This window comes from Streptomyces lucensis JCM 4490, from assembly GCF_014650035.1.
GTDB classification, from domain to species: Bacteria; Actinomycetota; Actinomycetes; order Streptomycetales; family Streptomycetaceae; genus Streptomyces; species Streptomyces lucensis.
Map to the genome: position 1 here is coordinate 340954 of NZ_BMUE01000002.1, position 23099 is coordinate 364052.

Annotated in this window: 20 protein-coding genes; 12 read left to right on the forward strand and 8 right to left on the reverse strand. The window is 74.1% G+C overall.

The genetic code is table 11. The features are described from left to right. Positions 1 to 41: 41 nt before the first annotated feature. Together IE177_RS05680 and IE177_RS05685 are read right to left on the reverse strand one after the other, a co-directional pair. Entirely contained in the window at positions 42 to 977 is a 936-nt protein-coding gene (locus IE177_RS05680; protein ID WP_190013629.1) for a zf-HC2 domain-containing protein, read from the reverse strand. After that, a complete protein-coding gene (locus IE177_RS05685) occupies positions 974 to 1582 on the reverse strand; it encodes an RNA polymerase sigma factor (protein ID WP_190013630.1) in 609 nt (202 codons plus the stop codon). Before IE177_RS05685 ends, IE177_RS05680 begins: the two co-directional genes overlap by 4 nt. A gap of 213 nt (positions 1583 to 1795) precedes the next feature. Here IE177_RS05685 and IE177_RS05690 point away from each other — a divergent pair, with 213 nt between their 5' ends. From IE177_RS05690 to IE177_RS05700, 3 genes are read left to right on the forward strand one after another with little or no spacing between them, the layout of a single operon-like run. After that, complete coding sequence (locus IE177_RS05690; protein ID WP_190013631.1) at positions 1796 to 2041, forward strand: hypothetical protein; 246 nt, start codon at positions 1796 to 1798, stop codon at positions 2039 to 2041. Beyond that, positions 2042 to 4147: a 4-alpha-glucanotransferase gene (gene malQ / locus IE177_RS05695; protein WP_190013632.1), complete on the forward strand. Its 2106-nt coding sequence runs from the start codon at positions 2042 to 2044 to the stop codon at positions 4145 to 4147. A 48-nt stretch (positions 4148 to 4195) separates the two neighbouring features. Continuing rightward, positions 4196 to 4480 carry a hypothetical protein gene (locus tag IE177_RS05700; protein WP_190013633.1) on the forward strand — a complete coding sequence of 95 codons (285 nt, stop codon included), beginning with the start codon at positions 4196 to 4198 and terminating at the stop codon, positions 4478 to 4480. Between the two features lie 114 nt (positions 4481 to 4594). Here IE177_RS05700 and IE177_RS05705 read toward each other — a convergent pair whose 3' ends face one another. After that, the gene (locus IE177_RS05705; protein ID WP_190013634.1) at positions 4595 to 5104 is read right to left on the reverse strand and encodes a MarR family winged helix-turn-helix transcriptional regulator; all 510 of its coding nucleotides are present in this window, start codon (positions 5102 to 5104) and stop codon (positions 4595 to 4597) included. 116 nt (positions 5105 to 5220) lie between these two features. Here IE177_RS05705 and IE177_RS05710 point away from each other — a divergent pair, with 116 nt between their 5' ends. Beyond that, positions 5221 to 6162 (forward strand): EamA family transporter, encoded by a 942-nt coding sequence (locus IE177_RS05710; RefSeq protein ID WP_190013635.1) that lies wholly within the window; start codon positions 5221 to 5223, stop codon positions 6160 to 6162. A gap of 101 nt (positions 6163 to 6263) precedes the next feature. Here the strand turns inward: IE177_RS05710 and pepN are convergent, their stop codons facing one another. Next, positions 6264 to 8837, reverse strand: a complete 2574-nt coding sequence (gene pepN, locus IE177_RS05715) for an aminopeptidase N (protein ID WP_190013636.1) — start codon at positions 8835 to 8837, stop codon at positions 6264 to 6266. Positions 8838 to 8971: 134 nt separating this feature from the next. On the opposite strand from pepN, the gene IE177_RS05720 reads away from it, so the two are divergent. After that, positions 8972 to 9463, forward strand: a complete 492-nt coding sequence (locus tag IE177_RS05720; RefSeq protein ID WP_190013637.1) for a DUF1203 domain-containing protein — start codon at positions 8972 to 8974, stop codon at positions 9461 to 9463. A gap of 62 nt (positions 9464 to 9525) precedes the next feature. Here the strand turns inward: IE177_RS05720 and IE177_RS05725 are convergent, their stop codons facing one another. Then, positions 9526 to 10545, reverse strand: a complete 1020-nt coding sequence (locus IE177_RS05725; protein ID WP_190013638.1) for an aspartate-semialdehyde dehydrogenase — start codon at positions 10543 to 10545, stop codon at positions 9526 to 9528. 625 nt (positions 10546 to 11170) lie between these two features. Between IE177_RS05725 and IE177_RS05730 the strand changes: the two genes are divergently transcribed. Next, entirely contained in the window at positions 11171 to 11704 is a 534-nt protein-coding gene (locus tag IE177_RS05730; protein WP_190013639.1) for a sigma-70 family RNA polymerase sigma factor, read from the forward strand. A 1-nt stretch (position 11705) separates the two neighbouring features. Then, positions 11706 to 12602, forward strand: a complete 897-nt coding sequence (locus tag IE177_RS05735) for a hypothetical protein (RefSeq protein ID WP_229815908.1) — start codon at positions 11706 to 11708, stop codon at positions 12600 to 12602. Positions 12603 to 12677: 75 nt separating this feature from the next. On the opposite strand, the gene IE177_RS05740 is transcribed toward IE177_RS05735, so the two are convergent. Beyond that, positions 12678 to 15977 carry a S8 family serine peptidase gene (locus IE177_RS05740; protein ID WP_190013640.1) on the reverse strand — a complete coding sequence of 1100 codons (3300 nt, stop codon included), beginning with the start codon at positions 15975 to 15977 and terminating at the stop codon, positions 12678 to 12680. 157 nt (positions 15978 to 16134) lie between these two features. Continuing rightward, a complete protein-coding gene (locus tag IE177_RS05745) occupies positions 16135 to 16677 on the reverse strand; it encodes a CGNR zinc finger domain-containing protein (RefSeq protein WP_190013641.1) in 543 nt (180 codons plus the stop codon). Between the two features lie 107 nt (positions 16678 to 16784). Here IE177_RS05745 and IE177_RS05750 point away from each other — a divergent pair, with 107 nt between their 5' ends. The 5 genes from IE177_RS05750 to IE177_RS05770 all read left to right on the forward strand — a co-directional run bounded on the left by IE177_RS05750 (position 16785) and on the right by IE177_RS05770 (position 21805). Then, positions 16785 to 17234 carry a VOC family protein gene (locus tag IE177_RS05750; protein ID WP_190013642.1) on the forward strand — a complete coding sequence of 150 codons (450 nt, stop codon included), beginning with the start codon at positions 16785 to 16787 and terminating at the stop codon, positions 17232 to 17234. A gap of 2 nt (positions 17235 to 17236) precedes the next feature. Next, a complete protein-coding gene (locus IE177_RS05755) occupies positions 17237 to 18118 on the forward strand; it encodes a pyridoxamine 5'-phosphate oxidase family protein (protein WP_190013643.1) in 882 nt (293 codons plus the stop codon). Between the two features lie 9 nt (positions 18119 to 18127). Continuing rightward, positions 18128 to 18586, forward strand: coding sequence for an NUDIX hydrolase (locus IE177_RS05760; protein ID WP_229815909.1), 459 nt, complete (start codon positions 18128 to 18130; stop codon positions 18584 to 18586). 211 nt (positions 18587 to 18797) lie between these two features. Continuing rightward, complete coding sequence (locus tag IE177_RS05765; RefSeq protein ID WP_190013644.1) at positions 18798 to 20549, forward strand: TIGR03767 family metallophosphoesterase; 1752 nt, start codon at positions 18798 to 18800, stop codon at positions 20547 to 20549. A gap of 113 nt (positions 20550 to 20662) precedes the next feature. Next, a complete protein-coding gene (locus tag IE177_RS05770; protein WP_190013645.1) occupies positions 20663 to 21805 on the forward strand; it encodes a serine hydrolase domain-containing protein in 1143 nt (380 codons plus the stop codon). Between the two features lie 71 nt (positions 21806 to 21876). Here the strand turns inward: IE177_RS05770 and IE177_RS05775 are convergent, their stop codons facing one another. Next, complete coding sequence (locus IE177_RS05775; protein ID WP_190013646.1) at positions 21877 to 22932, reverse strand: hypothetical protein; 1056 nt, start codon at positions 22930 to 22932, stop codon at positions 21877 to 21879. Positions 22933 to 23099 lie beyond the last annotated feature (167 nt).

Genomic DNA, 23099 nt, shown 5'->3' on the forward strand with positions numbered 1-23099 from the left:
AGGGCCGGGAAGCCCGGGAGGGTCCGGGTGGGCCCGGCCGGTCAGCGCAGGGGTCGGTCGTAGGCGGGGCGGCGGGCCGCCAGCAGGGCCGCGCTCAGCACGGCCGCCCCCGCCCACGCGCCCTGCGCGCCGACGCCGTCGAGGCAGCGGGACAGCTGCTCGGCCAGCCGGGCGGTGAACGCGCCGCCCGGTGCGGCGGGCACCGGGGCCAGCACGGCGCACAGCCAGCCGCCCCCCGTCAGCAGTGCCGCCGCCCGGCACCCCGTGAACGAGGCCAGGGCCAGCGAGCCCAGCACCAGCGCGAGCCCCGGCAGCAGCCAGGCCGCGGCGGCCGGGGCGCCGGAGGCGGGCAGCAGCAGACCGGTGAAGGTCAGCAGCGGCAGGCTCACCGCCAGCACCGCGGCCGTACGGGTGAGCGCGAGCCGCAGCCCGCCGCCCGGGGTGGCCGCGGCCACCTCGTACAGGGGGTCGGAGTGCGGACCGTAGGACAGCGCGACCCCGGAGAGCGGCACGAGCGGCGCCAGCGCCAGCAGCAGCGCCCGCGCGCCGGGGAGCCCGGCCCCGTAGGAGAGGGCCAGCGCGCCGGCGGCCACGACGAGCACCGCGGGCAGCCACGCCCCGCGCACGGCGGGCCCGGCGGCCCACAGCAGCCGGGCGGACCGGGAGGCCGTGGGGGGCGCGAGTGGCCCGCGAGGCGCGCCCGCGCGCGCCGACGGGAGAGCGGGGCGAGGCGCCCCGGCCTCCGCGAAGGCGCGCGACGTCTCCGGCAGCGCCGCCAGCACCGCGTCCCGCACCTGCGTGAGCACCGCCCCGGCCGCCGTGCCGCGCACCGAGGCCGACACCCGGGACGCGCAGGCGGTACAGGACTCCACGTGCCTCTCCAGGGACCACGCGTCGGGCTCCGGCAGCACCCCCTGCGCATAGCGGGCCGCGAGGTCGTCGCCCACGTGCCAGATGTTCGCGTTGCCTTTCGTCATGCCGTGCCTCCCAGCGGGGACGGGTTCAGCAGGTCGAGTGCCGCCCGCAGTTCGGCGCGGGCGCGCCGGGCGCGGGACTTGACCGTGCCCTCGGGTATGCCGAGCAGCCGGGCCGCCTCGCGGGTGCTGAGCCCGTCCACGACGGTCGCGCGCAGCACCTCGCGCAGCTCGGGGGAGATGCGGTCCAGGGCGGTGCCCACGTCGCCGTACTCCAGGCCCGCCAGCACCCGGTCCTCCGCCGACGGCGCGGCGGCGGGCTCGTACCGGCCGGGACAGGCGGGCTCCAGCGGCGGTCCCGCGAACCGCGCGACCCGCTCCTGCGCCCGCCGCGCGTCGACCAGGCGGCGCGCGGCGATCGTCCACAGCCAGCCGCCGGCGTCCTCCCCGCGGTGCCCGTCCGCCGACCGCCACACGGTCACGAACGTGTCCTGCAGCACCTCGCGCACGACCTCGGGATCGGCGCAGCGCCGCGTCAGCCGCGCGTGCAGCCATCCCGCGTGCCGGTCGTACAGGGTGGCCATCGCGGCCGCGTCCCCCGCGGCGACGGCCCGCAACAGCGCCGCGTCGCCGCCGGCACCGTCGTCCTTCTTCCGCTGGCCCCCCACGGGGCGGAACAGTCTCACACCCTCTCTATCGCTCACCGGACCGGCTCCGGATCACGACCATCCCTTCAGGTGCTCCGCGAGCGGTGGCGAGTGCCGACGCCGTTACGGGGTAGGGCTGCCGTGACCCGCCCAGATCCGCACCGTCCGGCGCACCGCGTCAACCGGCCCGCCGACGGTCCGCGCACGACCGACCGACCGACAAGGAGGCCCCTCGTGGCCGCACCGGCTCGTCTCATGTTCCCGGCCCAGTGCAAACCCGTGGCGGAGCAGTCCGCCGACACCGACCAGGCGCGGCCGTGCGCCTTCAGCGCGGAGGGCGCGTACACGCAGGCGCCGCTGACCAGCGAGCCGCCGCTGCCCGACGCCGAGCCCCTGACCAGTGAGCCCCCGCTCGCCGAGGCCGCCCCACTGACCAGCGAGTCCGACCCGGTCCCGGACTCCTTCACACCGGAGCCGTAGATGGCCGCGGCGCCCGACGGGCACCTCGCGGCGGACCTCACCCGGCTCGCCGGGCTGCACGGGGTCGCCACCTCCTACAGCCCGGCGCCGGACCGTACCGTCACGGTTTCCGCCTCCGCGGTGATCGCCGCCCTGGCAGCCCTCGACGTCGACGCGGGCACCCCGCACGCCGTACGCGCCGCGCTCGCCGAACGGGACCGCGAGCTGCGCGAGCGCCTGCTGCCGCCGACGGTGGTCCAGTGGGCCGGCGCGGAGCCGCCCGCCGCCCTCGCCGCCCTGCCCGCCGGCACCCGGCTGCGCGTGACGACGGAGGACGGGCCGGAACAGGACGGCACCGCCGGCCTCCCGCCCGGGGTCCACCGGCTGACCGCCCACGCGCCCGACGGCCGCACCGGCCGCGCCCACCTCGTCGTCGCCCCCGCCCGGCTGCCCGCCCCGCCCGGCCGCTCCTACGGCCTGCTGGTCCAGCTGTACTCCCTGCTCTCCCGCCGTTCCTGGGGCATGGGCGACCTCGGCGACCTCGCCGAGCTGGCCGGCTGGGCCGGGCGCACCGCGGGCGCGGGGTTCGTCCAGGTCAACCCGTTGCACGCCGCCGTGCCCGGCGCCCCGACCGACCCGTCGCCGTACCGGCCCTCCTCCCGCCGCTTCCCCGACCCCGTGCACCTGCGGATCGAGGAGATCCCCGAGTTCGCCCACGTCGAGGACCGCGAGCGCCTGGACGCCCTGCTGGAACGCGCGCGGCGGCTGCGGGCCACCGTCCTCGACAAGGGCGCCCTCATCGACCGCGACGCCGTCTGGGAGCTCAAGCGTGAGGCCCTGGAGCTGGTCCTGGCCGTTCCCCCGGGCCCCGGCCGGCAGGCCGCCTACGACGACTTCCGCGCCGCCCACGGCCAGGCCCTCACCGACCACGCCACCTGGAACGCCCTCGCCGAGATCCACGGCTCCGACTGGCACCGCTGGCCCGACGGTCTGCGCGACCCCCGCTCGGCCGCCACCGCCCGTGCCCGCGCCGAACTCGCCGGCCGCGTCGACTTCCACTCCCGGCTCGCCTGGCTCACCGACGGCCAGCTCCGCGCCGCCCAGCGTGCCGCCCGCGAGGCCGGCATGCCCGTGGGGATCGTGCACGACCTCGCCGTCGGGGTGCATCCGGTGGGCGCCGACGCCTGGGCGCAGCAGGACGTGTTCGCCGCCGGCACGTCGGTGGGCGCCCCGCCGGACGCCTTCAACGCCCGCGGCCAGGACTGGGGCCTGCCGCCCTGGCGCCCCGACCGGCTCGCCGCCTGCGGCCACGCCCCCTACCGCGAGCTGCTGCGCGCCCTCTTCCGCTACGCCGGCGCCCTGCGCATCGACCATGTCATGGGCCTGTTCCGGCTGTGGTGGGTGCCGCAGGGCAGCCCGCCCACCGAAGGCACCTACGTCCGCTACGACGCCGACGCCATGCTCGCCCTCCTCGCCCTGGAGGCCACGCGCGCCGGCGCGGTCGTCATCGGCGAGGACCTGGGCACCGTGGAGCCCGGCGTGCGGGAGACGCTGCAGCGGCGCGGGGTGCTGGGCACCTCCGTGCTGTGGTTCGAGCGGGACTGGGAGGGCGACGGCCGCCCGCTGCCGCCCGAGCGCTGGCGCGCCGACTGCCTGGCCACCGCCACCACCCACGACCTGCCGCCCACCGCCGCCCGGCTCACCGGCGACCACGTCGACCTGCGCGACCGGCTGGGCCTGCTGACCCGCACGGCGGCCGAGGAGCACGCCGAGGCCACCGCCGACGCCGCGGAGTGGCTCGCCCTGCTGGGCAGCCTCGGGCTGCTGGACAGCCCGGCGCCCGGACCGCCCGGCTCCGACGAGGAGGAGGAGATCCGCGCCCTGCACCGCTTCCTGCTGCGCACCCCGGCCCGGCTGATCGGCGTCTGGCTGCCGGACGGCGTGGGCGACCTGCGCCCGCAGAACCTGCCGGGCACGTGGGACGAGTACCCGAACTGGCGGCTGCCGATCGCGGACCGGGAGGGTCGCCCCCTGCCGCTGGAGGAGCTGACGGCTTCCGGACGGGTGCGGGCACTGCTGGAGGTCCTGCGGGAGGGGGTTCTCCGGGAGGGCGGCGGTAATCGCTAGGGGACCCCGGGCGCGCGGCCCCGTCGTCCGTTCGCTAACTTGATTTCCGTGGACAAGAAGAACGCCCTGCGCGCCGGCGCCCTGGCCGCCGGTACGACGCTGATGATGCTGCTCATGTCGTCCCCCGCGCTCGCGCTGGCGCGCGACGACGGCGACGACCCCGGCACCGGCCTGAGCGTCGCCGAGACGCTGGGCCTCTACGTGCTGCTCCCGGTGGCGCTGTTCGCCGTCATCGCCGGCCTGGTCATGGTGCTGAGCAAGTCCCAGGCCAAGAAGGACGACACCTCGTCCAACATCACCGTGAAGTCCGGCACCCAGGCGACCAAGGCCTGACCGGACCGCAGTTCCTCGCGCCGGGGCGCCTTGCCTCCCGCCGGTACGCGCACACGCCGTAACCGGACGGGGCGGGCGCCCTCGGTGTTTGCCGGGCCGCGCCGCCCGGCCGGGCTACTTCGCGGTCCCCGCCAGCAAGTCCCGCAACAGGTCGGCCAGCCGGCCGGCCTGTTCGGCGTCCAGGGCGTCCAGGGCGTCCCGCTGTTCGGCCAGTCCCGCGCCGACGGCCTCGTCGATCAGCCGCAGCCCCTCCTCGGTGAGCGTCACGCGCAGGCCGCGCCGGTCGTGCGGGTCGGGTGAGCGGCGCAGCAGCCCGGCGCGTTCCAGCTTGTCGAGGCGTCCGGTCATCCCGCCCGTGGTGAGCATGAGCGTGGCCGACAGCTCGCGCGGGGAGAGGGTGTGCGGCTCGCCTGCCCGGCGCAGGGTGGCCAGCACGTCGAACTCGCCCCGGGAGATGCCGTAGGGCTCGTAGGCCTTCTCCATGCGGTCACCCATGGCGCGCGCGAGCCGGAAGACACGGCCGAAGACCTCCATCGCCCTGGTGTCGAGGTCGGGCCGCACCCGGGCCCACTGGCCGATGATCGCGTCGACGGCGTCCGTCCGCCGCTCCTCCTGCTGCTGCATGGGCCGAGTATCCGCCCCCTTCCGATCGGCCGCAAGAAAGGGACTTGACGCTAAGTAGCTTAGAGTTAAGCTACTTGCCAGTGATTCATTCGCTCGTCTCCCGAAGGATGTCTCCCATGACCGCCGTCCGCGCCACCCGCCCCGCCGCCCTGGCGGCCGTCACCGCTCTCGCCCCGGTCTCCTGGGGCACCACCTACGCCGTCACCACCGAGTTCCTGCCGCCGGACCGCCCCCTGTTCACGGCCCTGGCCCGCGCCCTGCCCGCCGGTCTGGCGCTGCTCGCCGTCACCCGCGTGCTGCCCCGCGGCGCCTGGTGGGCGAAGGCGGCGGTACTGGGCGCGCTGAACATCGGCGCCTTCTTCCCGCTGCTGTTCGTGGCGGCGTACCGGCTGCCCGGTGGAACGGCCGCGGTCGTCGGCTCGCTCGGGCCGCTGTTCGTGGTCGGCCTCTCCGTGCCGCTGCTCGGGCAGCGGCCGGCCGCGCGGACGCTCGCCGCGGGGACCGCCGCCGCGTTCGGCGTCAGCCTCGTCGTCCTCAGGGGAGCCGGCGCCCTGGACACCGTCGGCGTGCTCGCCGCCGCCGCCTCCACCGCCTCCATGGCGGCCGGGACGGTCCTGACCAAGCGCTGGGGACGCCCGGACGGGGTGAGCCCCCTCGCCCTCACCGGCTGGCAGCTCACCGCGGGCGGCCTGCTGATCGCGCCCCTGGCCCTCCTGGCCGAGGGCGCCCCGCCCGCACTGGACGGCCGTGCCACCGCCGGCTACCTCTACCTCGCCCTGGCCAACACGGCCCTCGCCTACTGGCTCTGGTTCCGGGGCATCGGCCGGCTCACCGCCACACAGGCGGGCTTCCTGGGCCCGCTCTCCCCGCTCACCGCCGCCGTCGTCGGCTGGGCGGCCCTCGGCCAGGAACTCACCGCCGCGCAGCTGGCAGGCATGACCCTCGCGTTCACGGCGACGCTGGCGGGCCAGCTGCCGGCCGGCGCGCGCCGGCCGGCCGGACCCGGCGGGAGCAGCGGCCACGACCGCACGGCGGTCCTGGCGGCCCAGGGACGGTAGGCGCACACCGGCGGCCGCCGGCAGGCGGACGACAGGGCGCCCGGTGAGACACCGGGCGCCCTGTCCGCGTCGTACTACCGGTACTACCCGGCCTACCGGTACTACTCGGCGGCCGCGTCCGCCGCCTGGGCCTTCAGGGCCCGCTCGATGCCCGAGCGGGACTCCGACACGAGGCGGCGCAGTGCCGCGTTCGGCTCGGCCGCGGCCAGCCAGCTGTCCGTCTTGGCCAGGGTCTCCTCGGAGACCTGGACCGACGGGTACAGGCCGGTCGCGATCTGCTGGGCGATCTCGTGCGAACGGGAGTCCCAGAGGTCCTTGACGACCTCGAAGTACCGCTCCGTGTACGGCGCCAGCAGCTCGCGCTGGTCGGTCTGCACGAAGCCGCCGATCACGGCCTCCTGCACGGCGTTCGGCAGCTTGTCGGACTCCACGACCGACGCCCAGGCCTCGGCCTTGGCCTCCGCCGTGGGACGGGCCGCGCGCGCGGTGGCCGCGTGCCGCTCACCGGCGGCGGTACGGTCCCGCTCGTACTCGCCCGCGATCTCGGCCTCGTCGAACCGGCCGACCGCGGCGAGCCGCTGCACGAACGCCCAGCGCAGCTCGGTGTCCACGGCCAGACCCTCGATGGTCTGCGTGCCGTCCAGCAGCCCCTCCAGCAGGTCCAGCTGCTCGGGGGTGCGCGCCGTCGCCGCGAACGCCCGCGCCCAGGCCAGCTGGTGGTCACCGGCCGGCTCGGCCGCGCGCAGGTGGGCCAGCGTGGCGTCGGTCCAGCGGGTCAGCAGGGCCTCGCGGGCGGCCGGGTCGGCGTACAGCTCGATCGCCAGCTTCACCTGGCGGTGCAGCGACTGCACCACGCCGATGTCGGACTCCTTGCCGACGCCGGAGAGCACCAGGGAGAGGTAGTCGCGGGTGGCCAGCTCGCCGTCCCGCGTCATGTCCCAGGCGGACGCCCAGCACAGGGCGCGCGGCAGGGACGCCTCGAAGTCGCCGAGGTGCTCGGTGACGACCTTCAGCGACTCCTCGTCGAGGCGGACCTTCGCGTACGACAGGTCGTCGTCGTTGAGCAGGAAGACCGCCGGGCGGCGCCGGCCGGCCAGCTGCGGCACGGCCGTCAGCTCGCCGTCCACGTCCAGCTCGATCCGCTCGGTGCGCACCAGCTTGCCGGTGGCCTCGTCGAGGTCGTACAGGCCGACGGCGATGCGGTGCGGGCGCAGGGTCGGCTCGCCCTTGGCGCCGGCCGGCAGCGCCGGCGCCTCCTGGCGGACGGCGAAGGAGGTGATGGCACCGTCGGCGCCGGTGGTGATCTCCGGGCGCAGCACGTTGATGCCGGCGGTCTCCAGCCACTTCCTCGACCAGGTCTTCAGGTCGCGGCCGGAGGTCTCCTCCAGGGCGCCGAGCAGGTCCGACAGGCGCGTGTTGCCGAACGCGTGCCGCTTGAAGTAGGCCTGCACGCCCTGGAAGAACTCGTCCTCGCCGACGTACGCCACGAGCTGCTTGAGCACGCTCGCGCCCTTGGCGTAGGTGATGCCGTCGAAGTTGACGAGCACGTCGTCCAGGTCGCGGATGTCCGCCATGATCGGGTGCGTGGACGGCAGCTGGTCCTGGCGGTACGCCCAGGTCTTCATCTGGTTGGCGAACGTGGTCCACGAGTGCGGCCACTTCGAGCCGGGCGCGGCGGCCTGGCAGGCCACCTCGGCGTAGGTGGCGAACGACTCGTTCAGCCACAGGTCGTTCCACCACTCCATGGTGACCAGGTCGCCGAACCACATGTGGGCCAGCTCGTGCAGGATCGTCGCGGCCCGCACCTCGTACGACGCGTCGGTCACCTTGGACCGGAAGACGTACTGGTCGCGGATGGTCACGGCGCCCGCGTTCTCCATCGCGCCCGCGTTGAACTCGGGCACGAAGAGCTGGTCGTACTTCGCGAACGGGTAGGCGTAGTCGAACTTCTCCTGGAACCAGTCGAAGCCCTGCCGGGTCACGTCGAAGATCGCGTCCGCGTCCAGGAACTCGGCCAGCGAGGGGCGGCAGTAGATGCCGAGCGGCACGGACTGGCCGTCCTTCTCGTACACGCTGTGCACGGAGTGGTACGGGCCGACGATCAGCGCGGTGACGTACGTCGAGATGCGCGGCGTCGGCTCGAACGTCCAGACGTTGTCCTCGGGCTTCGGCGTCGGCGAGTTCGAGATCACCGTCCAGCCCTCGGGCGCCGTCACCGTGAACTGGAAGGTCGCCTTCAGGTCGGGCTGCTCGAAGGAGGCGAAGACGCGGCGGGCGTCCGGCACCTCGAACTGGGTGTACAGGTAGGCCTGCTCGTCGACCGGGTCGACGAAGCGGTGCAGGCCCTCGCCGGTGTTGGTGTACGCGCAGTCGGCCACGACGCGCAGGATGTTGCGCCCCGCCAGCAGACCCGGCAGCGCGATCCGGGAGTCCGCGAAGACCTCCGCGGGGTCGAGCGAGTCCCCGTTGAGCGTCACCTCGTGGACGGCCGGGGCCACCAGGTCGATGAAGCTGTCGCCGCCGTTGCCGGCGACGTCGAAGCGCACCGTGGTCACGGACCGGTAGGTACCGCCCTCCTGCGCCCCGGAGAGGTCGAGTTCGATCTCGTACGAGTCAACGGTGAGCAGCTCCGCCCGCTGCTGAGCCTCTTCGCGAGTCAGGTTTGTGCCAGGCACGCGGTCATCTCCTCGTTATGTGTCGGTTGCGTCATCCTTCCATGGACCCACCCCGATCCCTCCACCAGATTCACCTGCGGCGCGATGTCCGTTTCCCGCCGGACGACGGCCCGCTCGCGCGCGACGCTGGCTCCATGACGACCACCACGACGGCATACACCGCGCGACCGCTCTCGGCGCAGGTCCTCCGGGAGCTGCGCACCCGCGACGACGCCGGGCGCGCCCCGGTCCCCGTGACGGACGAGGAGGGCGGCGCCCCGCTGCGCTGCTGCCTGCGCCGTGGCGAGCCCGGCGAGCGCATCGCCCTGGTCTCGTACGCGCCGCTGCGCCGCTGGGCGGCCGGCACGGGCGTCGATCCGGGCGCCTACGACGAGCAGGGCCCCGTCTTCATCCATGCCGGGGACTGCCCGGGCCCGGCGGCCGGCGCCGCCCTGCCCTTCACGAACGCCCACCGCACGGTCCGCCGCTACTCGGCCGCCGGCCGCATCCTCGGCGGCCGCCTGGTCGAGGACGAGGCCGGCACGCGTGCCGCCTTCGCGGAGGCGTTCGCCGACCCGGAGGTGGCGCTGGTCCACGTGCGGGCGGTGGAGTACGGCTGCTTCCTGTACGAGGTGCGCGGGACCTGAGCCGGACGGCGCGGAGGGGCGGCCACGCGCGCGTGACCGCCCCTTTTGGAGTGCCGGGTGTCCTACTTGGCGGACAGCTCCGCCGCGACCAGCTCCGCGATCTGCACCGCGTTCAGCGCGGCGCCCTTGCGGAGGTTGTCGTTGGAGACGAAGAAGGCCAGGCCGTTGTCCGCCGTCTCGTCGCGCCGGATGCGGCCGACGTACGACGGGTCCTGGCCGGCCGCCTGCAGCGGGGTCGGGATGTCGGAGAGGGCGACACCCGGGGCGCCCGCGAGCAGCTCGGTCGCGCGCTCGGGGCTGATCGGCCGGGCGAAACGGGCGTTGACCTGGAGGGAGTGGCCGGAGAAGACCGGGACGCGCACGCAGGTGCCGGAGACCTTCAGGGCGGGGATCTCCAGGATCTTGCGGGACTCGTTGCGCAGCTTCTGCTCCTCGTCGGTCTCGTTGGAACCGTCGTCGACGACGTTTCCGGCGAGGGGCAGCACGTTGAAGGCGATGGGGCGCTTGTAGACCTGCGGCTCGGGGAAGTCGACCGCCGCGCCGTCGTGGGTGAGCCGGTCGGCCTCGGCGGCGACCTTCTGCACCTGGCCGTGCAGCTCGGCCACGCCCGAGAGGCCGGAGCCGGACACCGCCTGGTAGGTGGCGACGATCAGCGCCTCCAGACCGGCCTCCTCGTGCAGCACCCTCAGGGCCGGCATGGCGGCCATGGTGGTGCAGTTCGGGTTGGCGATGATGCCCTTGGGGCGGTCGGCGATCGCGTGCGGGTTCACCTCGGAGACGACCAGCGGGACCTCGGGGTCCCTGCGCCACGCGGAGGAGTTGTCGATCACGACGGCGCCCTGGGAGGCGACCTTCTCGGCCAGCGCCTTCGACGTCGCGCCGCCCGCGGAGAAGAGCACGATGTCCAGGCCGGTGTAGTCGGCCGCCGCCGCGTCCTCCACCGTCACGCCGTCCAGCACCGTCCCGGCCGAGCGGGCCGAGGCGAACAGGCGCAGCTGCGTCACCGGGAAGTTCCGCTCCGCGAGGATCCTGCGCATGACCGTGCCGACCTGACCGGTGGCTCCGACGATTCCTACCTTCACGGCGACTCCTCTGGATGACGTGCGTTCCTGTGCCCGGGCGGCCGGGGCCCTTCCATCATGCGGGGGACCCCGGCCGACGTGTCCAATCGTTTGCCCACGTGGTGGACGGGTACTCGGACCGGTCGCGCCTCTCGATCGTCCGGTCGCCGACCGCCCGGACGGGGAGGATTCCCTCCGAGACGCGGTACGGGCCGGAAGTCGCGGTCACTTCGAGGTGGCGGAACAGGTTTTCGTCCAGCTGGCAGAGGTGCTGGGCGACGTCCGTGGAGACGTACGTCACCTCGGTCCCGGGCCCGGTGTGACGTACGACTCCGTACCGCGTACCCGGTTCCCCTGGCCCGCCCGCCGGGCAGGGGCGCGTCCTCGAACGATGCCGGCTCCGGGCGCCGGCCCGCGTTCCGCGCGGCGTAGACCACCACGAAGCACGAACCGCCCGGGCCGACCCACGGCGACGGCGGTTCCTGACGTCGGCGATCGTCACCACCGGCTTGCCGAGCGGGCGCAGCTGATCACCGGTCCGGTCGAGGGCAAGGGGAACACCGTCCTGCCTGGCTCGCGGAACCCGGTCGAACGTTTCCGCCCGCGGCCGCGTCATAGGGGAAACGCGGCGAGGAGAGGGGTGGCTGTGCTGCGCGGAGATGCCCGCTGCGGCCAGGGGGAGGACCTGGGCGCCGACGATCCGCTGGACGCGGCCCAGCAACGCCGGGTGCGGGCGGTGCTCGCGCTGGGCGGGGTGCCGCAGTCGGACCTGCCGGACGGGGTGCAGCAGGTCCGCCTGCGGCTGCTGGAGCGGACCGCGAGCGGCCGCGAGGCCCCGCGGGACGTGTCGGCGTGGGCGGCGGTGGTCGCCTCCAACCTCGCCATGGACTGGCACCGGGCCAAGCGGCGCCGGGAGCGGCTGGGGGAGCGGCTGGCCGCGCTGCACGAGCCCGTGCACCCCTCCGGCGAGGAGACCAGCCTGCTCTCCCTCGCCGTCGCCCGGGGCCTGGACGAACTGCCCGCGGCCCAGCGGCAGGTGCTCGTCCTGCGGTTCTTCGCCGACCTGCCGGTGCGGGACATCGCCGGGCAGCTGGGCGTCCCCGAGGGCACGGTCAAGAGCAGGCTGCACACGGCGGTCCGCGCGCTGCGCGAGAGGCTGCACGAGGACGAGGTGGTGTGACGTGACCGCCGGACACGAGGGCACGGACGGTGCGGCCCGCGACGGCATGGACGCCCTGATGGCGGCGATCACCGGGGAGCCCCTGCCGGAGGACGCCCGCCGGGACCCGGCCGTCCTGGCCGAGCACCGGGCGGCCGAGGCCGATCTGGCCGTGCTGAGGGGCCGGCTGACCTGGCTGGCGGAGGCCCTGACCGGGGAGACGCAGGCGCCCGCGTCCGGGGAGGAGCCGGCGCCCGCGCAGGATCCGGCGCGGGCGGCGGAACGGGCGGCCCCGCCGCCCGCCGCCGCCCGCCCGCCCGGTGACCGCCCCCGCAGCCGCACTCGCCCCACCGGCCGGTCCCGGCCCCCGCGCCCCGGCCGCCCGTCGGGACCCCGCCGGGCGTGGCGCATCGCGCTCGGCTCGCTCGCCGGTGCCGCGGCCTTCTCCCTGGCCCTCGGCCTCGGCTGGCTCGTGGCGAACTCCCCGGGCGGCCTGACGGCGGACGGGGGCGCCGACGAGAAGACGGCGAGGAGCGCGGCCGACGCGACGGCCGAGGCGGCCGGACGGGACGGCCGGCCGGCCGACCCGGCGCGCGAACTCGCCTGTTCCAGGCTGGTGGTGGAGGGCACGGTGACCGGGGTCGGGCGCGAGCCGTCCGGCGGGAGCCGGGTCACGCTGACCGTGATCCGCTCCTACCGGCCCGCGCACGGACCGGCCGAGGTCTCCTTCCGGCTCGACGGCGGCGCCGAGCCGGCACCGCGCGCGGGACAGCACGTCCTCGTCCGCGTCGGCAAGGGCCGGCAGCACGCCGGCCTGTGGGCCGTCGGCGACGCCCGGGTGGCCGACGCCCGCGCCTGGATCACCGAGGCCCTGCCCGAGTCCCGGCACCTGGCGTGCCCCTCCGGCGGGACGCCGTGACGGGAGCGGGCGCGGGAACGCGAAGAGGGGCGGGCGCCCTCACGGACACCCGCCCCTGCCGGTCGGTCGGCCCGCTTACGGCGTGACCTTCCCGATCTTCACGCTGCCGGTGCCGGCGACCGTGCCGCGCGCGTTCACGAGCTGCACCTGCCCGAAGAACTCGCGGCCGGCGGGAGCCTCGGCGGCCGCCGTGACCTGGCCGGTCACGGTCGCCGAGTCGCCCGTGCCCAGCTCGACCGGGGCGGAGTCGACCGTGACGGTGCCGAGCGCGGACGAGAAGAACACGTCCCGGTAGTCGTAGTCGGTCGAACCGGCCGGGACCGAGTAGCCGACGACCTTGATGGTGTACGTGCCGGCGGCCGGGGACGCGACGGAGACGGCCTCCTCCGAGTCGCCGTCCGCGGACTGCGCGACCTGCGTGCCGTTCGCGTCGTACACCGTCAGGTCGAGGTCGGCGCCCGCGTCGGAGACGCGGCCGATGGCGACGTCCAGGGACTTGGCGCCGGCCGGGACCTGCACCGTGGTGGTCTGCGTCTCACCCTCCTTGATCGACGGACGCGCCGTCTTCGAGGAGCCGAGCGGGCCGCCGACCAGCTTGCCGTCCAGGGCCGCGTACTTGTTGGTCACCTTCCAGGAGGCGGCGGCCGGGGTGCCGGCCTTGGCCTCGTCGACGGTCACGGTCTCCGGGTCGAAGGCCGCGCCGAGGACGGAGGCGTCCAGGCGGTAGGGGTTGTCCAGCAGCGGCGAGGTGCGGCGGGCCTCCACCTCGACCTCCCAGACGCCGGGCTGCGGGTCGGCGTAGGCGCGCACGTCGGGCTTGCAGCCGTTGCCGTCGAGGTAGTTGTTGTAGCAGTTCGGGGTCGAGGTGCTGTCGACCGGAGTGCCGTAGGGGTGGATGGCGATGAACCGGGTCTGGCTCTTGTCCTTCAGCCCGCCGATCGCGACCTCCAGCGACTTGGCGCCCTCGGGCACGTTCAGGAAGTACGACCGCGTGCTGTTGCGCTGCACCGAACCCGACGCCGAGTAGGTGTACTTCACCGGGTCGGCGACCACGACGGTGGACAGCACCTGCTTGTCGACGCCCTCCGTGGCCGGGTCGTCGATCTCCAGGATGGCGCTCTTGATGCCCGCGGACCTCGGGGCGGCCTGCACCTTGACGGTCACCGGCTGGTTCAGCGGCAGCCGCACCACGTCGTCACCGAGGACGCGGAAGGTGTGGCCGGCGTTGTTCGCGAAGTACAGCTCGTGCCGGACGGCCTTGGCGGGGCCGGAGGTGCGGGTGACGGTGACCTCGTAGGTCTTCTTCTGGCCGGCCTTGAGGCCGCCTTCGCGGTCGTAGAGACCGGTGCCGAAGCCCGGGGTCTTCAGGGCGTAGTCGATCGCGGTGTCGACCGGGGCCTTCACCGTGTAGTCGTGCGCGGTGGCGTCGTGGCGGATGGCCTGCCAGGCGTCCACGATGTCGATCAGGCCCGCGCCCTCCTCGTAGGCCTGCACACCCTTGATGTGGCCGGCGGTCGAGGTCAGCGCCGTGCGCAGCGTGGCGGGCGTCAGGTCGATGCCCTTCTGCTTCGCGGCCGACAGCAGCAGCGCCGAGGCGCCCGCGGCCTGCGGGGAGGCCATCGAGGTGCCCTGGAGCATCGAGTAGCCGGCCGGCAGCGAGTAGCCCGCCTCGGCGACCGGGGAGCCCGGCAGCCAGGTCTGGGTGGTGTTGATCGCGGCGCCGGGCGCGCTCAGGGTCGGGGTGAAGCCGCCGTCCTCACGCGGGCCGCGCGAGGAGAAGGGCATCATCGCGTACCTGGTCTCCACGGCCGAGCCGTAGTTGGCGGCCCAGGTCTCCCTGGAGACGGCCGCGCCGACGGAGATCACCTTGTCCGCCAGGCCGGGGTCGCCGATGGTGTTGGCGCCGGGGCCCGAGTTGCCCGCGGAGATCACCAGCTGGACGCCGTAGGTGTCGATGAGCCGGGTGTACAGCTCGGCGCGCGCGTTGTTGCCGTCGTTCAGCGCCGGCAGGCCGCCGATCGACATGTTGACGATGTCGACACCGCGGTTGGTGACGAGGTCGATCATGCCCTCGGTGAGGGCGACGTTGGTGCAGCCGCCGGTCCAGGTGCAGGCCCGCGAGGAGACGATCTTCGCACCGGGGGCGGCGCCGTTCATCTTCCCGCCGAACAGGCCGTTGGCGGAGGTGATGCCGGCGACGTGGGTGCCGTGCTCGGACTCGATGACGCCGATGTTGACGAAGTCGGCCTTCTTGCCGACCCAGTCGCCGCCGTACGGGTCGGTGGGGACGTCCTTGCGGATCTGGACGACGAACGGCTGACGCTCGGCGACGTCGGTCTTCGGGTCGTCGGTGCCGAAGTACCCGACCTGGTGACCGTCCTTGTACGGCTTCAGCGGCGTGTCGTCGGTGAAGTCGAAGTTGTTGTTCAGGTCGACGCGGACGGTGCCGGCGGCCGGGTCGTAGAGGATGCCCCAGGCGTCGGTGGTGTCGCCGTCGCGGTTGGCGTCGCCCTTGGCGTCGCCGCCGGCCGTCGCGGACTCGCGGAACAGGTTGACCTGGTAGCTGCCCTCGGGCGCCTTCCAGGTCGCGCCGCCGTAGCTGAACGACGGGCCGCTGACCGGGTTGGTCATCCGGCGCCAGGTGCCGTCGGAGTCGATGATCGGGTCGGTCGCGGTGACCCAGTCGGTGATCTTCCGCTCGCCGGTGGTCGTCTTCTGCAGCGCGGGGTGGCCGAGGTCGACGCCGGAGTCGAGGATGCCGATGGTGATGCCGCGGCCGTCCGCCTTCGGGTGCTCCTGGACGAAGTTGACGGCGCCGGTCTCGAAGGAGGGGTTGTACGGGTTCTCCGCCGGGGTGTTCCGGCCCGGACCGGAGTAGGTGCCCTTCGCGGTGCGGGACTTGCCGGCGGTGGCCGCGTCCGGCGCCGGGTCGTCGAGCGGGATCTCCTGCCGCAGGTCGATGGCGTGCACCGAGGACAGCTTCGCGGCGGCCGCGATCGCCGAGTCCGCCTTCGCGGTCGGGACGGTGGCGCGTACGTAGCCGAGCCTGTCGTAGGTGCGGCCCACCGAGCCACCCTTGACCGCGTCCAGCTCGGAGGCGACCTGCTCGGTCTTCCCGGGCGCGGTCGCGATCATCATCGTGACGTTCTTGTCGCCGTCCGCCTTGGCCTCGGCGAGCCGGTCGGCGTCGTCCGATCCGAGCTTGTCGTGGGCGGACTTGACGGCGGGGTCGGCCGTGGCGGGCGGCGCGTCCGCGGCGAGGGCCGGCAGTACCGGCCCGGCCGCGGAGAGGGCGGCCAGCACGCCCACGGCCACGGCTATGCGGGCCAGGCGTCTCGGGCCGGATATCGGATCGCGCTCGGGGGTGTGGGTCATCGGCATCCCTTGTAGGTGAAGAAACCAGTGCCGGACGAGCGCACAGCTTTACCCAGGGCAAGGGACTTTGGGGACCGTTGACCGAAACGATATGGATGTATGGGGAAAACCCGCGATGGGATTCGTGCCGTTCGGGGCCGGTTGGTCCCGTATCGGCTCAGCTCTCCTTCGAGCGGGCGTAATGCCGGGACGCCTTGGCGCGGTTGCCGCAGGCCGCCATCGAGCACCAGCGGCGGGTGCCGTTCCTGGACGTGTCGAAGAAGTGCAGGATGCAGCTCTCGTGGGCGCAGCGGCGGATCCGGTCGGGCGCCTCGGCGAGCAGGTCCAGGTAGTTCCGGGCGGCGAGCCAGGCCGGCGCCCAGGACGGGTCGGTGAACTCCGGCTCCTCCCGCACCCCCTGCCCGGTCAGCCGCACCCGGACGCGCCCGTGGGCGAGCACCGCGTCCACGAGCGGCGCGCCGTCCGCCGGTGATCCGTCCACCGCGGTCTTCAGCGCCTCCCGCGCCTGGCGCAGATGGCGCAGTACGTCCGCGTCGGCCGCGTGGGCGCCGTCGAGTCCGTTGTCCGCGAGCCACACCGCGAGCCCCTCGGTGCCGTCGAGCAGGTCCTGGACGACGCCCTCCCTGTTCCACCGGGTGTTGAGCAGGTCGAGCGCGAGGGGTTCGCCGGTGAGCGGGCGGGGGTCGCGGGCGGCGGTCATGGGCATTCCTCCTCGGCTAACCGCTCAAGAGTACGTGACCGGTTGACGCTCTTCACTCTAACCGCTTAGTGTGGAAACAACGGTTAGATGATCCAAAGGGGAGAGCCATGACCTTGCGCACCGGCCACACCGGCCTGAACGTCACCGACCTCGACCGCTCGCTCGCCTTCTACCGGGACGTCCTCGGCTTCGCGCTGCTCGCCGAGGGCAAGGAGGACGGGCGCAGGTACGCCTTCCTGGGCGAGGGCGGGGCGGACGCGCCGCTCGTCACCCTCTGGCAGCAGGCCGGGGAGCCCTACGACGGAGGGCGGGCCGGACTGCACCACCTGGCCTTCACGGCCGACTCGGTGGACCGGGTCCGCGCCTACGAGGCGGCGCTCAGGGCCGCCGGGGTGGAGTTCGCCCACGAGGGCGTAGTCGCCCACCGGGAGGGTTCGGCCTCGGGCGGCATCTTCTTCCACGACCCGGACGGCACCCGCCTGGAGATCTCCGTCCCGCACGGCGCCGAGAACGCCCCCGCCCCGCACGCCTCCACCCCGACCTGCGGCTTCTTCTAGGCATGGGCGTGTACCACGCCGGATCGCGCGCCGTGCAGGACCTGGCCGGCGCGCGCGAGCGGGCCGACCACGTCGGCCGCTCCCTCGGCCAGGACATCAAGCCGGTCGCGGCGGCCTTCCTGGAACTCCAGCCCCTGCTGGTCGTCGGCGCGGCGGATCCCGGCACCGGCCGGGTGTGGGCCTCGGCGCTCACGGGCGCCCCCGGTTTCGTCCGGGCCACCGGCCCCCGGCAGATGTCCGTCACGGGAGGGCTCGTCCCGGACGACCCGCTCGCGGCGGCCCTGGCCGTGCCGGGCACCCCCGTCGGCACCCTCGCCCTCGACCCGCGCACCCGCCGCCGCATGCGCCTGAACGGCCGGCTGCGGCCCACGGCACGCGGCTTCGCCGTCGAGGCGGACCAGGTGTTCTCCAACTGCCCCAAGTACATCCAGCGCCGGGAGTCCTTCGAGCGCGCCGGCGGGCGCGGGCCGGGCGCGTCCCGGCGGTGCGGGCGGCTCGAGCCCGCCGACGCGGAGACCGTCCGGACCGCCGACACCTTCTTCGTGGCCACCGTGCACGGCACCGGTGCCGACGCGAGCCACCGGGGCGGCAACCCCGGCTTCGTCCGGGTCGTCTCCCCGCACGAGCTGGACTGGCCGGACTACCCCGGCAACGCCATGTTCCGCACCCTCGGCAACCTGCGCGAGGACCCGCGCGCCGGCCTGCTCTTCCTGGACTGGGACACGGGCACCACCCTCCAGCTCACCGGGGAGGCCCGCACCGAGTTCCGCGCGGGCGGCGAACGGACCGTCCGCTTCACCGTCGCGCGGGCCGTCCGCACCGAGGACGCCGTGCCCCTGCGCTGGTCCGCACCGGAGTTCTCGCCGGCCAACCCGGCCGGGTAACGTCGTGAGATGCGACGGAAGTTGAGGGTGGCGGCCTACGCCGTGTGCGTCCGCGACGGACAGATCCTGCTGGCCCGCTCACCGGGACCAGACGGCACGCCCGAGTGGGTGCTGCCCGGCGGCGGCATGGAGCACGGCGAGGACCCGTACGACACCGTCCGCCGCGAACTCACCGAGGAGACCGGTTACCGCATCGAGGTGACCGGTCTGCTCGGCGTCGACTCCGCCCGCAGGGTCGTCGCCGGCGGACGCCCGCCCCGCCGCACCGACCACCACGGGGTGCGCATCGTCTACGAGGCCCGCGTCGTCGGCGGCGAACTGCGGTACGAGGTCGGCGGCTCGACCGACCTCGCCGCGTGGCAGGACCTGGACGCCGTACCCGGTCTCACCCGGGTGCGGCTGGTCGACGTGGCGCTGCGGCTGTGGCGTGAACGCCCGGCCGGCGGACGGCTCTACCCCGCCGGATGAACGGGCGGTGACCGGCCCACGGCCCGACGCGATCCAGTCCGTGACCGCGCGCGGTACCCGGTGATCCACGTACGGTGATCGGCGCCGCGCGTTGCCACCGAGTTCACGCGCAGGTCATCCCCGCTGCCAACGATCCAGTACGAGCGGGGCGTTCGCGCCTGCGACGGCCCGCGACCACTGCCGACGCGTACGCACTCGGGGAGATCGCGCCATGTCGCGCACACGCTCTGTCGCCACCTCCACGGCGGGGGTCCACCGCCGTACCGTCCTCGCCGCCGCCGGAGCCGTCTCGCTCTCCGCCGGCGCCGGCTACGCCCTGCGGCCCACCGACGGTCACGCCGCCACCACCGCCGAGGAGCCCGCCGCCCACTCCCGGCAGGCCTCCGCCAAGACCCCGCTCGCCCCCTACACCAAGGGCACCACCCTCGCCTCGGTGGCCGCCCCCCGCAACAGCTCCGGCTACCGCCGCCTCGGCGACGGACCGGGCTGGAAGCGGGTCGTGCGCGCCGAGCTGGCCACCCCGAAGGCCGGCCGAGCCGGCCGCCGCCGGACGCTCGCCGCCTTCGTGCAGTTCACCGACCTGCACCTGATGGACGTGCAGCATCCGCTGCGCTGGGAGTTCCTGCGCGCGGGCGACCCGCACGCCTGGCGCCCGCACGAGGCGCTCACCGTGCCCGGCGCGGTCTCGCTCGTCGAGCGGGTCAACGCCCTGCGGGGCGCCCCCGTCACCGGCGCCCCCCTGCACTTCGTCATGACCACCGGCGACAACACCGACAACAACGCCCACTCCGAGCTGGAGTGGTTCATGAAGGTGATGAGCGGCGGCCGCATCACCCCCAACACCGGGGACCCCCGGCACTACGAGGGCGTCCAGAACAGCGGACTGAAACTGTACTGGCAGCCCGACTCCACCGCCCGCGACAACGACAAGGCGCTCGGCTTCCCGCACCTGAAGGGCTTCCTGGCCGCGGCGATCCGCGAGGTGCGCAGCCCCGGCCTGAACCTGCCCTGGTACTCCACCGTCGGCAACCACGACTTCCTCCCGCTCGGCGCCTACGGCTCCCACGGCGACCCCTACCTCGCCGAGGCCGCCATCGGCGGCAGGAAACTGATGACCGCCTCCGCCGCCGACGCCAGGAAGATCCTGGACTCCGTGAAGCACGCCACCGACCCCAAGGGCGCCGGCTACCGCGACTTCCTCAAGGCGCACGCCCGCTCCATGCGCTCGGTCACGCCGGACGAGAGGCGGGCCCCCTACACCCCCGCCGACTACCTCAAGGCCCACCTCGACCCCGCCCACCAGGGCCACGGCCCGGTCGGCCACGGCTACTCCACGGCCAACCTGGACGCGGGCACCCAGTACTACGTCTTCCGCGTCTCCGACGACGTCATCGGCATCAGCCTCGACACCACCGACCCGGGCGGCCACTACGAGGGCTCCGTCGGCACCGCCCAGCTGAAGTGGCTCGAGAAGACCCTGAAGGACAACAAGGACTCCTACGCCGTCGTCTTCAGCCACCACACCAGCACGACGATGACCAACACCCGCCCCGACCCGGCCCGCCCCGGGGAGCGCCGCCACGACGGCGCCGAGGTGGTGTCGGTGCTGTCCGCCCACACCAACGTGCTCGCCTGGGTGAACGGCCACGTCCACAAGAACGTGGTCACCCCGCACAAGGCCTCCGGCGGCCGCTCCTTCTGGGAGATCTCCACCGCCTCGCACATCGACTTCCCCCACCTGGCCCGCGTGGTCGAGCTGACCGACAACAAGGACGGCACCGTCTCCCTGTTCACCACGCTGATCGAGTCAGCGGCCCCGCACCGCACCGACTTCTCCGACCTCTCCCAGACCGGCCTCGCCGCCCTCTACCGCGAGCTGGCCCACAACGCCCCCGGCGCCCACAAGACGCTCGCGGGCAGCGCCGCCGACCGCAACACCGAACTGGTGCTGAAGAAGGGCTGAAGGGGGGAAGAAGGGCCGGAAATCACCCAACCGGCCCACACCGGAGCAACCTTCGCGCAACATCACCGGGTCCCTTCCCCCGACCGCATCACAACCACCCGTAGGGGGAAGGCATGCACGTACGTTCGACCCTGGTGGGCGCCACCGCCCTGCTCCTCTCGGCCGCACTGGCGGCCACAGCCGCCGCCGCGACCGGGCCCGCCTCCTCCTCCGGCGGCCACGGCGCGACCCGCAAGGCCGTCGAGGCGGCGGTCGCGGCCGGCGTGCCCGGAGCGACCGCCACCGCCACCGACGCCCACGGCGCCTGGTCCGCCACCGCGGGCACCGGCGACCTCCGCACGGGCGCGCCCCGCTCGGCCGCCGACCGCTACCGGGTCGGCAGCATCACCAAGACCTTCGTCGCCACCGTCCTGCTCCAGCTGGAGGCGGAGGGCCGGCTCTCCCTGGACGACAAGGTGGACAAGTGGCTGCCGGGCGTGGTCCGCGGCCACGGCCACGACGGCCGCCGTGTCACCGTGCGCCAGCTCCTCAACCACACCAGCGGCGTCTTCGACTACACGGCCGACGAGGACTTCGACCGTGCCTACTTCCTGAAGGACGGCTTCTTCCAGCACCGGTACGACACGCTCACCCCGCAGGAGCTGGTGGCGATCGCCATGAAGCACGCACCGGACTTCGCGCCGGGCGCGACCTGGAAGTACTCCAACACCAACTACATCCTGGCCGGCATGGTGATCGGCAAGGTGACGGGCCACTCGTACGCCACCGAGATCAACCGCCGCGTGATCGGGCCCCTGCACCTCACGGCCACCTCGCTGCCCGGCACCCGGGTCACCGTCCCGCAGCCGAGCAGCCGCGCCTACTCGAAGCTCTCCCTGACGGCGACGGGCCCCACCTACGACGTCACCACCCTCAATCCCTCCATCGCCTCCTCGGCCGGCGAGATGATCTCCGACTCCGCCGACCTCGACCGCTTCTACGCCGCCCTGCTGCGCGGCAAGCTCCTCCCGGCCCGGCAGCTGAAGGAGATGAAGGCCACCGTGAAGATCGACGGCGACCCGAACACCCGTTACGGCCTCGGCCTCATGGACACGCGGCTGACCTGCGGTACGCACGTGTGGGGCCACGCCGGCGGCATCCACGGCTCCACGACCACGGCGGTGACGACGGCGGACGGCCGGCACGCCCTCGCCTTCAACTTCAACGGCGACTGGACCGGCAGCCACGCAGCGGTGGTCGAAGCCGAGTTCTGCTGACACCGGGAGGGGCCGCCGGCGTCTTCCCGTGGCCCCTCCTCTCCCCCTTCGGATGCTCCTCCGGCCCGTCACTACCGGGGCAGCACCACGACATAGGCGGCCGGGTCGCGGTCGCCGGAGGCCATCAGCGCCGTGCGCACCACCGCCGCCTGCTGCTCCATCGCGTCCCTGAGCTTCCTCGGCGTGATGTACACGACCGTGATCCCCAGACGCTCCAGGTGCTCGCGCTTGCGCGCGTACTCCGACCACTCGGGATCCTCCTCCTGCTCCTGCCCCCGTCCCTGCCGGTGCGCGCGGGTGTCGAGTTCGACCGCGACGGCCTGGTCCGGCCAGTAGGCGTCCAGGCCGCCGAGGTGCGGGCCGCCGGGCAGGCGCAGGTCGACGTTCCAGACCGGGGCGGGCAGGCCGTACTCGCCGACCATCCGGTAGAGGCGGTCCTCGGCGATCGAGCGCCCCTCCGCCAGGAGCGAGTCCACGGCGTCCACCACGTGCGGGCGGGTCAGCAGCCTGGCCCGGGTCAGCTCCCGCACCACCGCGGCCGGTTCGCAGTGTCCGCCGCGCACCGCCTCGGTCAGCAGCCGGCGTACCGCCCGGGGGTCCGTCAGTCCCGCCACCGCGTCCGCCAGGGCTCGCGGCACCGGCGCCACCGGCAGGCCCGTCACCGCGCGGGGTGTGGGCAGCGCGGGGGAGCGCAGGATGCGCACGTACCCCGTGGACCGCAGCCGGCGCAGTCGCGGGACCAGGACGTCGACCTGGTCCAGCGAGGGCAGTGACGGTGTGGCGGAGAAGCCGTACAGGGCCAGTGCGGCGAGCCCCGTGATCATCGCCTCCGCGTACAGCGGGCGGTGCGGGCTCCGCGCCGTCGGCTGGGCCGGAACGGCCGGCGCCTGCGCGCGGGCCGCGTACAGCAGGGCCCCGTGCAGCCGCTCCTCGCCCGTCGGGGGCCCGGAGTGCAGCAGGACCACGTTCGGGAGCAGCTGACGCCAGGGGCCGTCGGGGCGGCACCGCTCGGTCAGCTCGGCGGCGCCCACCCCGTGGGCGCGGATCTGGGCCGCCGTCAGGACGCGGCGGTGGGCCTCGGACAGGTGGCGGAGCGGGCGGGGGGAGAGCGGGGCGTCGTGCGTCATGGCGTCGAATTTCCCGCGCCGAGTCCCCCTTGTAACCGCTGTTACACGGTCGTCGAGGAATGCGGACAAGACGGTACTAAAGGTCAGGTGTTCGGGTGCCGAGTAGGCAACGGAAACCCCTGGTCCGATCGGGTGCGGACCAGGGGTTACGGCTACTCGTGCCCGGA

Coding starts and splice junctions, on each gene's coding strand:
- IE177_RS05770 (WP_190013645.1), top strand. CDS start 20,663: ATGCACGTACGTTCGACCCTGGTGGGCGCCACCGCCCTGCTCCTCTCG.
- IE177_RS05710 (WP_190013635.1), top strand. CDS start 5,221: ATGACCGCCGTCCGCGCCACCCGCCCCGCCGCCCTGGCGGCCGTCACC.
- IE177_RS05720 (WP_190013637.1), top strand. CDS start 8,972: ATGACGACCACCACGACGGCATACACCGCGCGACCGCTCTCGGCGCAG.
- IE177_RS05745 (WP_190013641.1), bottom strand. CDS start 16,677: ATGACCGCCGCCCGCGACCCCCGCCCGCTCACCGGCGAACCCCTCGCG.
- IE177_RS05750 (WP_190013642.1), top strand. CDS start 16,785: ATGACCTTGCGCACCGGCCACACCGGCCTGAACGTCACCGACCTCGAC.
- IE177_RS05765 (WP_190013644.1), top strand. CDS start 18,798: ATGTCGCGCACACGCTCTGTCGCCACCTCCACGGCGGGGGTCCACCGC.
- IE177_RS05705 (WP_190013634.1), bottom strand. CDS start 5,104: ATGCAGCAGCAGGAGGAGCGGCGGACGGACGCCGTCGACGCGATCATC.
- IE177_RS05755 (WP_190013643.1), top strand. CDS start 17,237: ATGGGCGTGTACCACGCCGGATCGCGCGCCGTGCAGGACCTGGCCGGC.
- IE177_RS05775 (WP_190013646.1), bottom strand. CDS start 22,932: ATGACGCACGACGCCCCGCTCTCCCCCCGCCCGCTCCGCCACCTGTCC.
- IE177_RS05740 (WP_190013640.1), bottom strand. CDS start 15,977: ATGACCCACACCCCCGAGCGCGATCCGATATCCGGCCCGAGACGCCTG.
- malQ (WP_190013632.1), top strand. CDS start 2,042: ATGGCCGCGGCGCCCGACGGGCACCTCGCGGCGGACCTCACCCGGCTC.
- IE177_RS05680 (WP_190013629.1), bottom strand. CDS start 977: ATGACGAAAGGCAACGCGAACATCTGGCACGTGGGCGACGACCTCGCG.
- IE177_RS05760 (WP_229815909.1), top strand. CDS start 18,128: ATGCGACGGAAGTTGAGGGTGGCGGCCTACGCCGTGTGCGTCCGCGAC.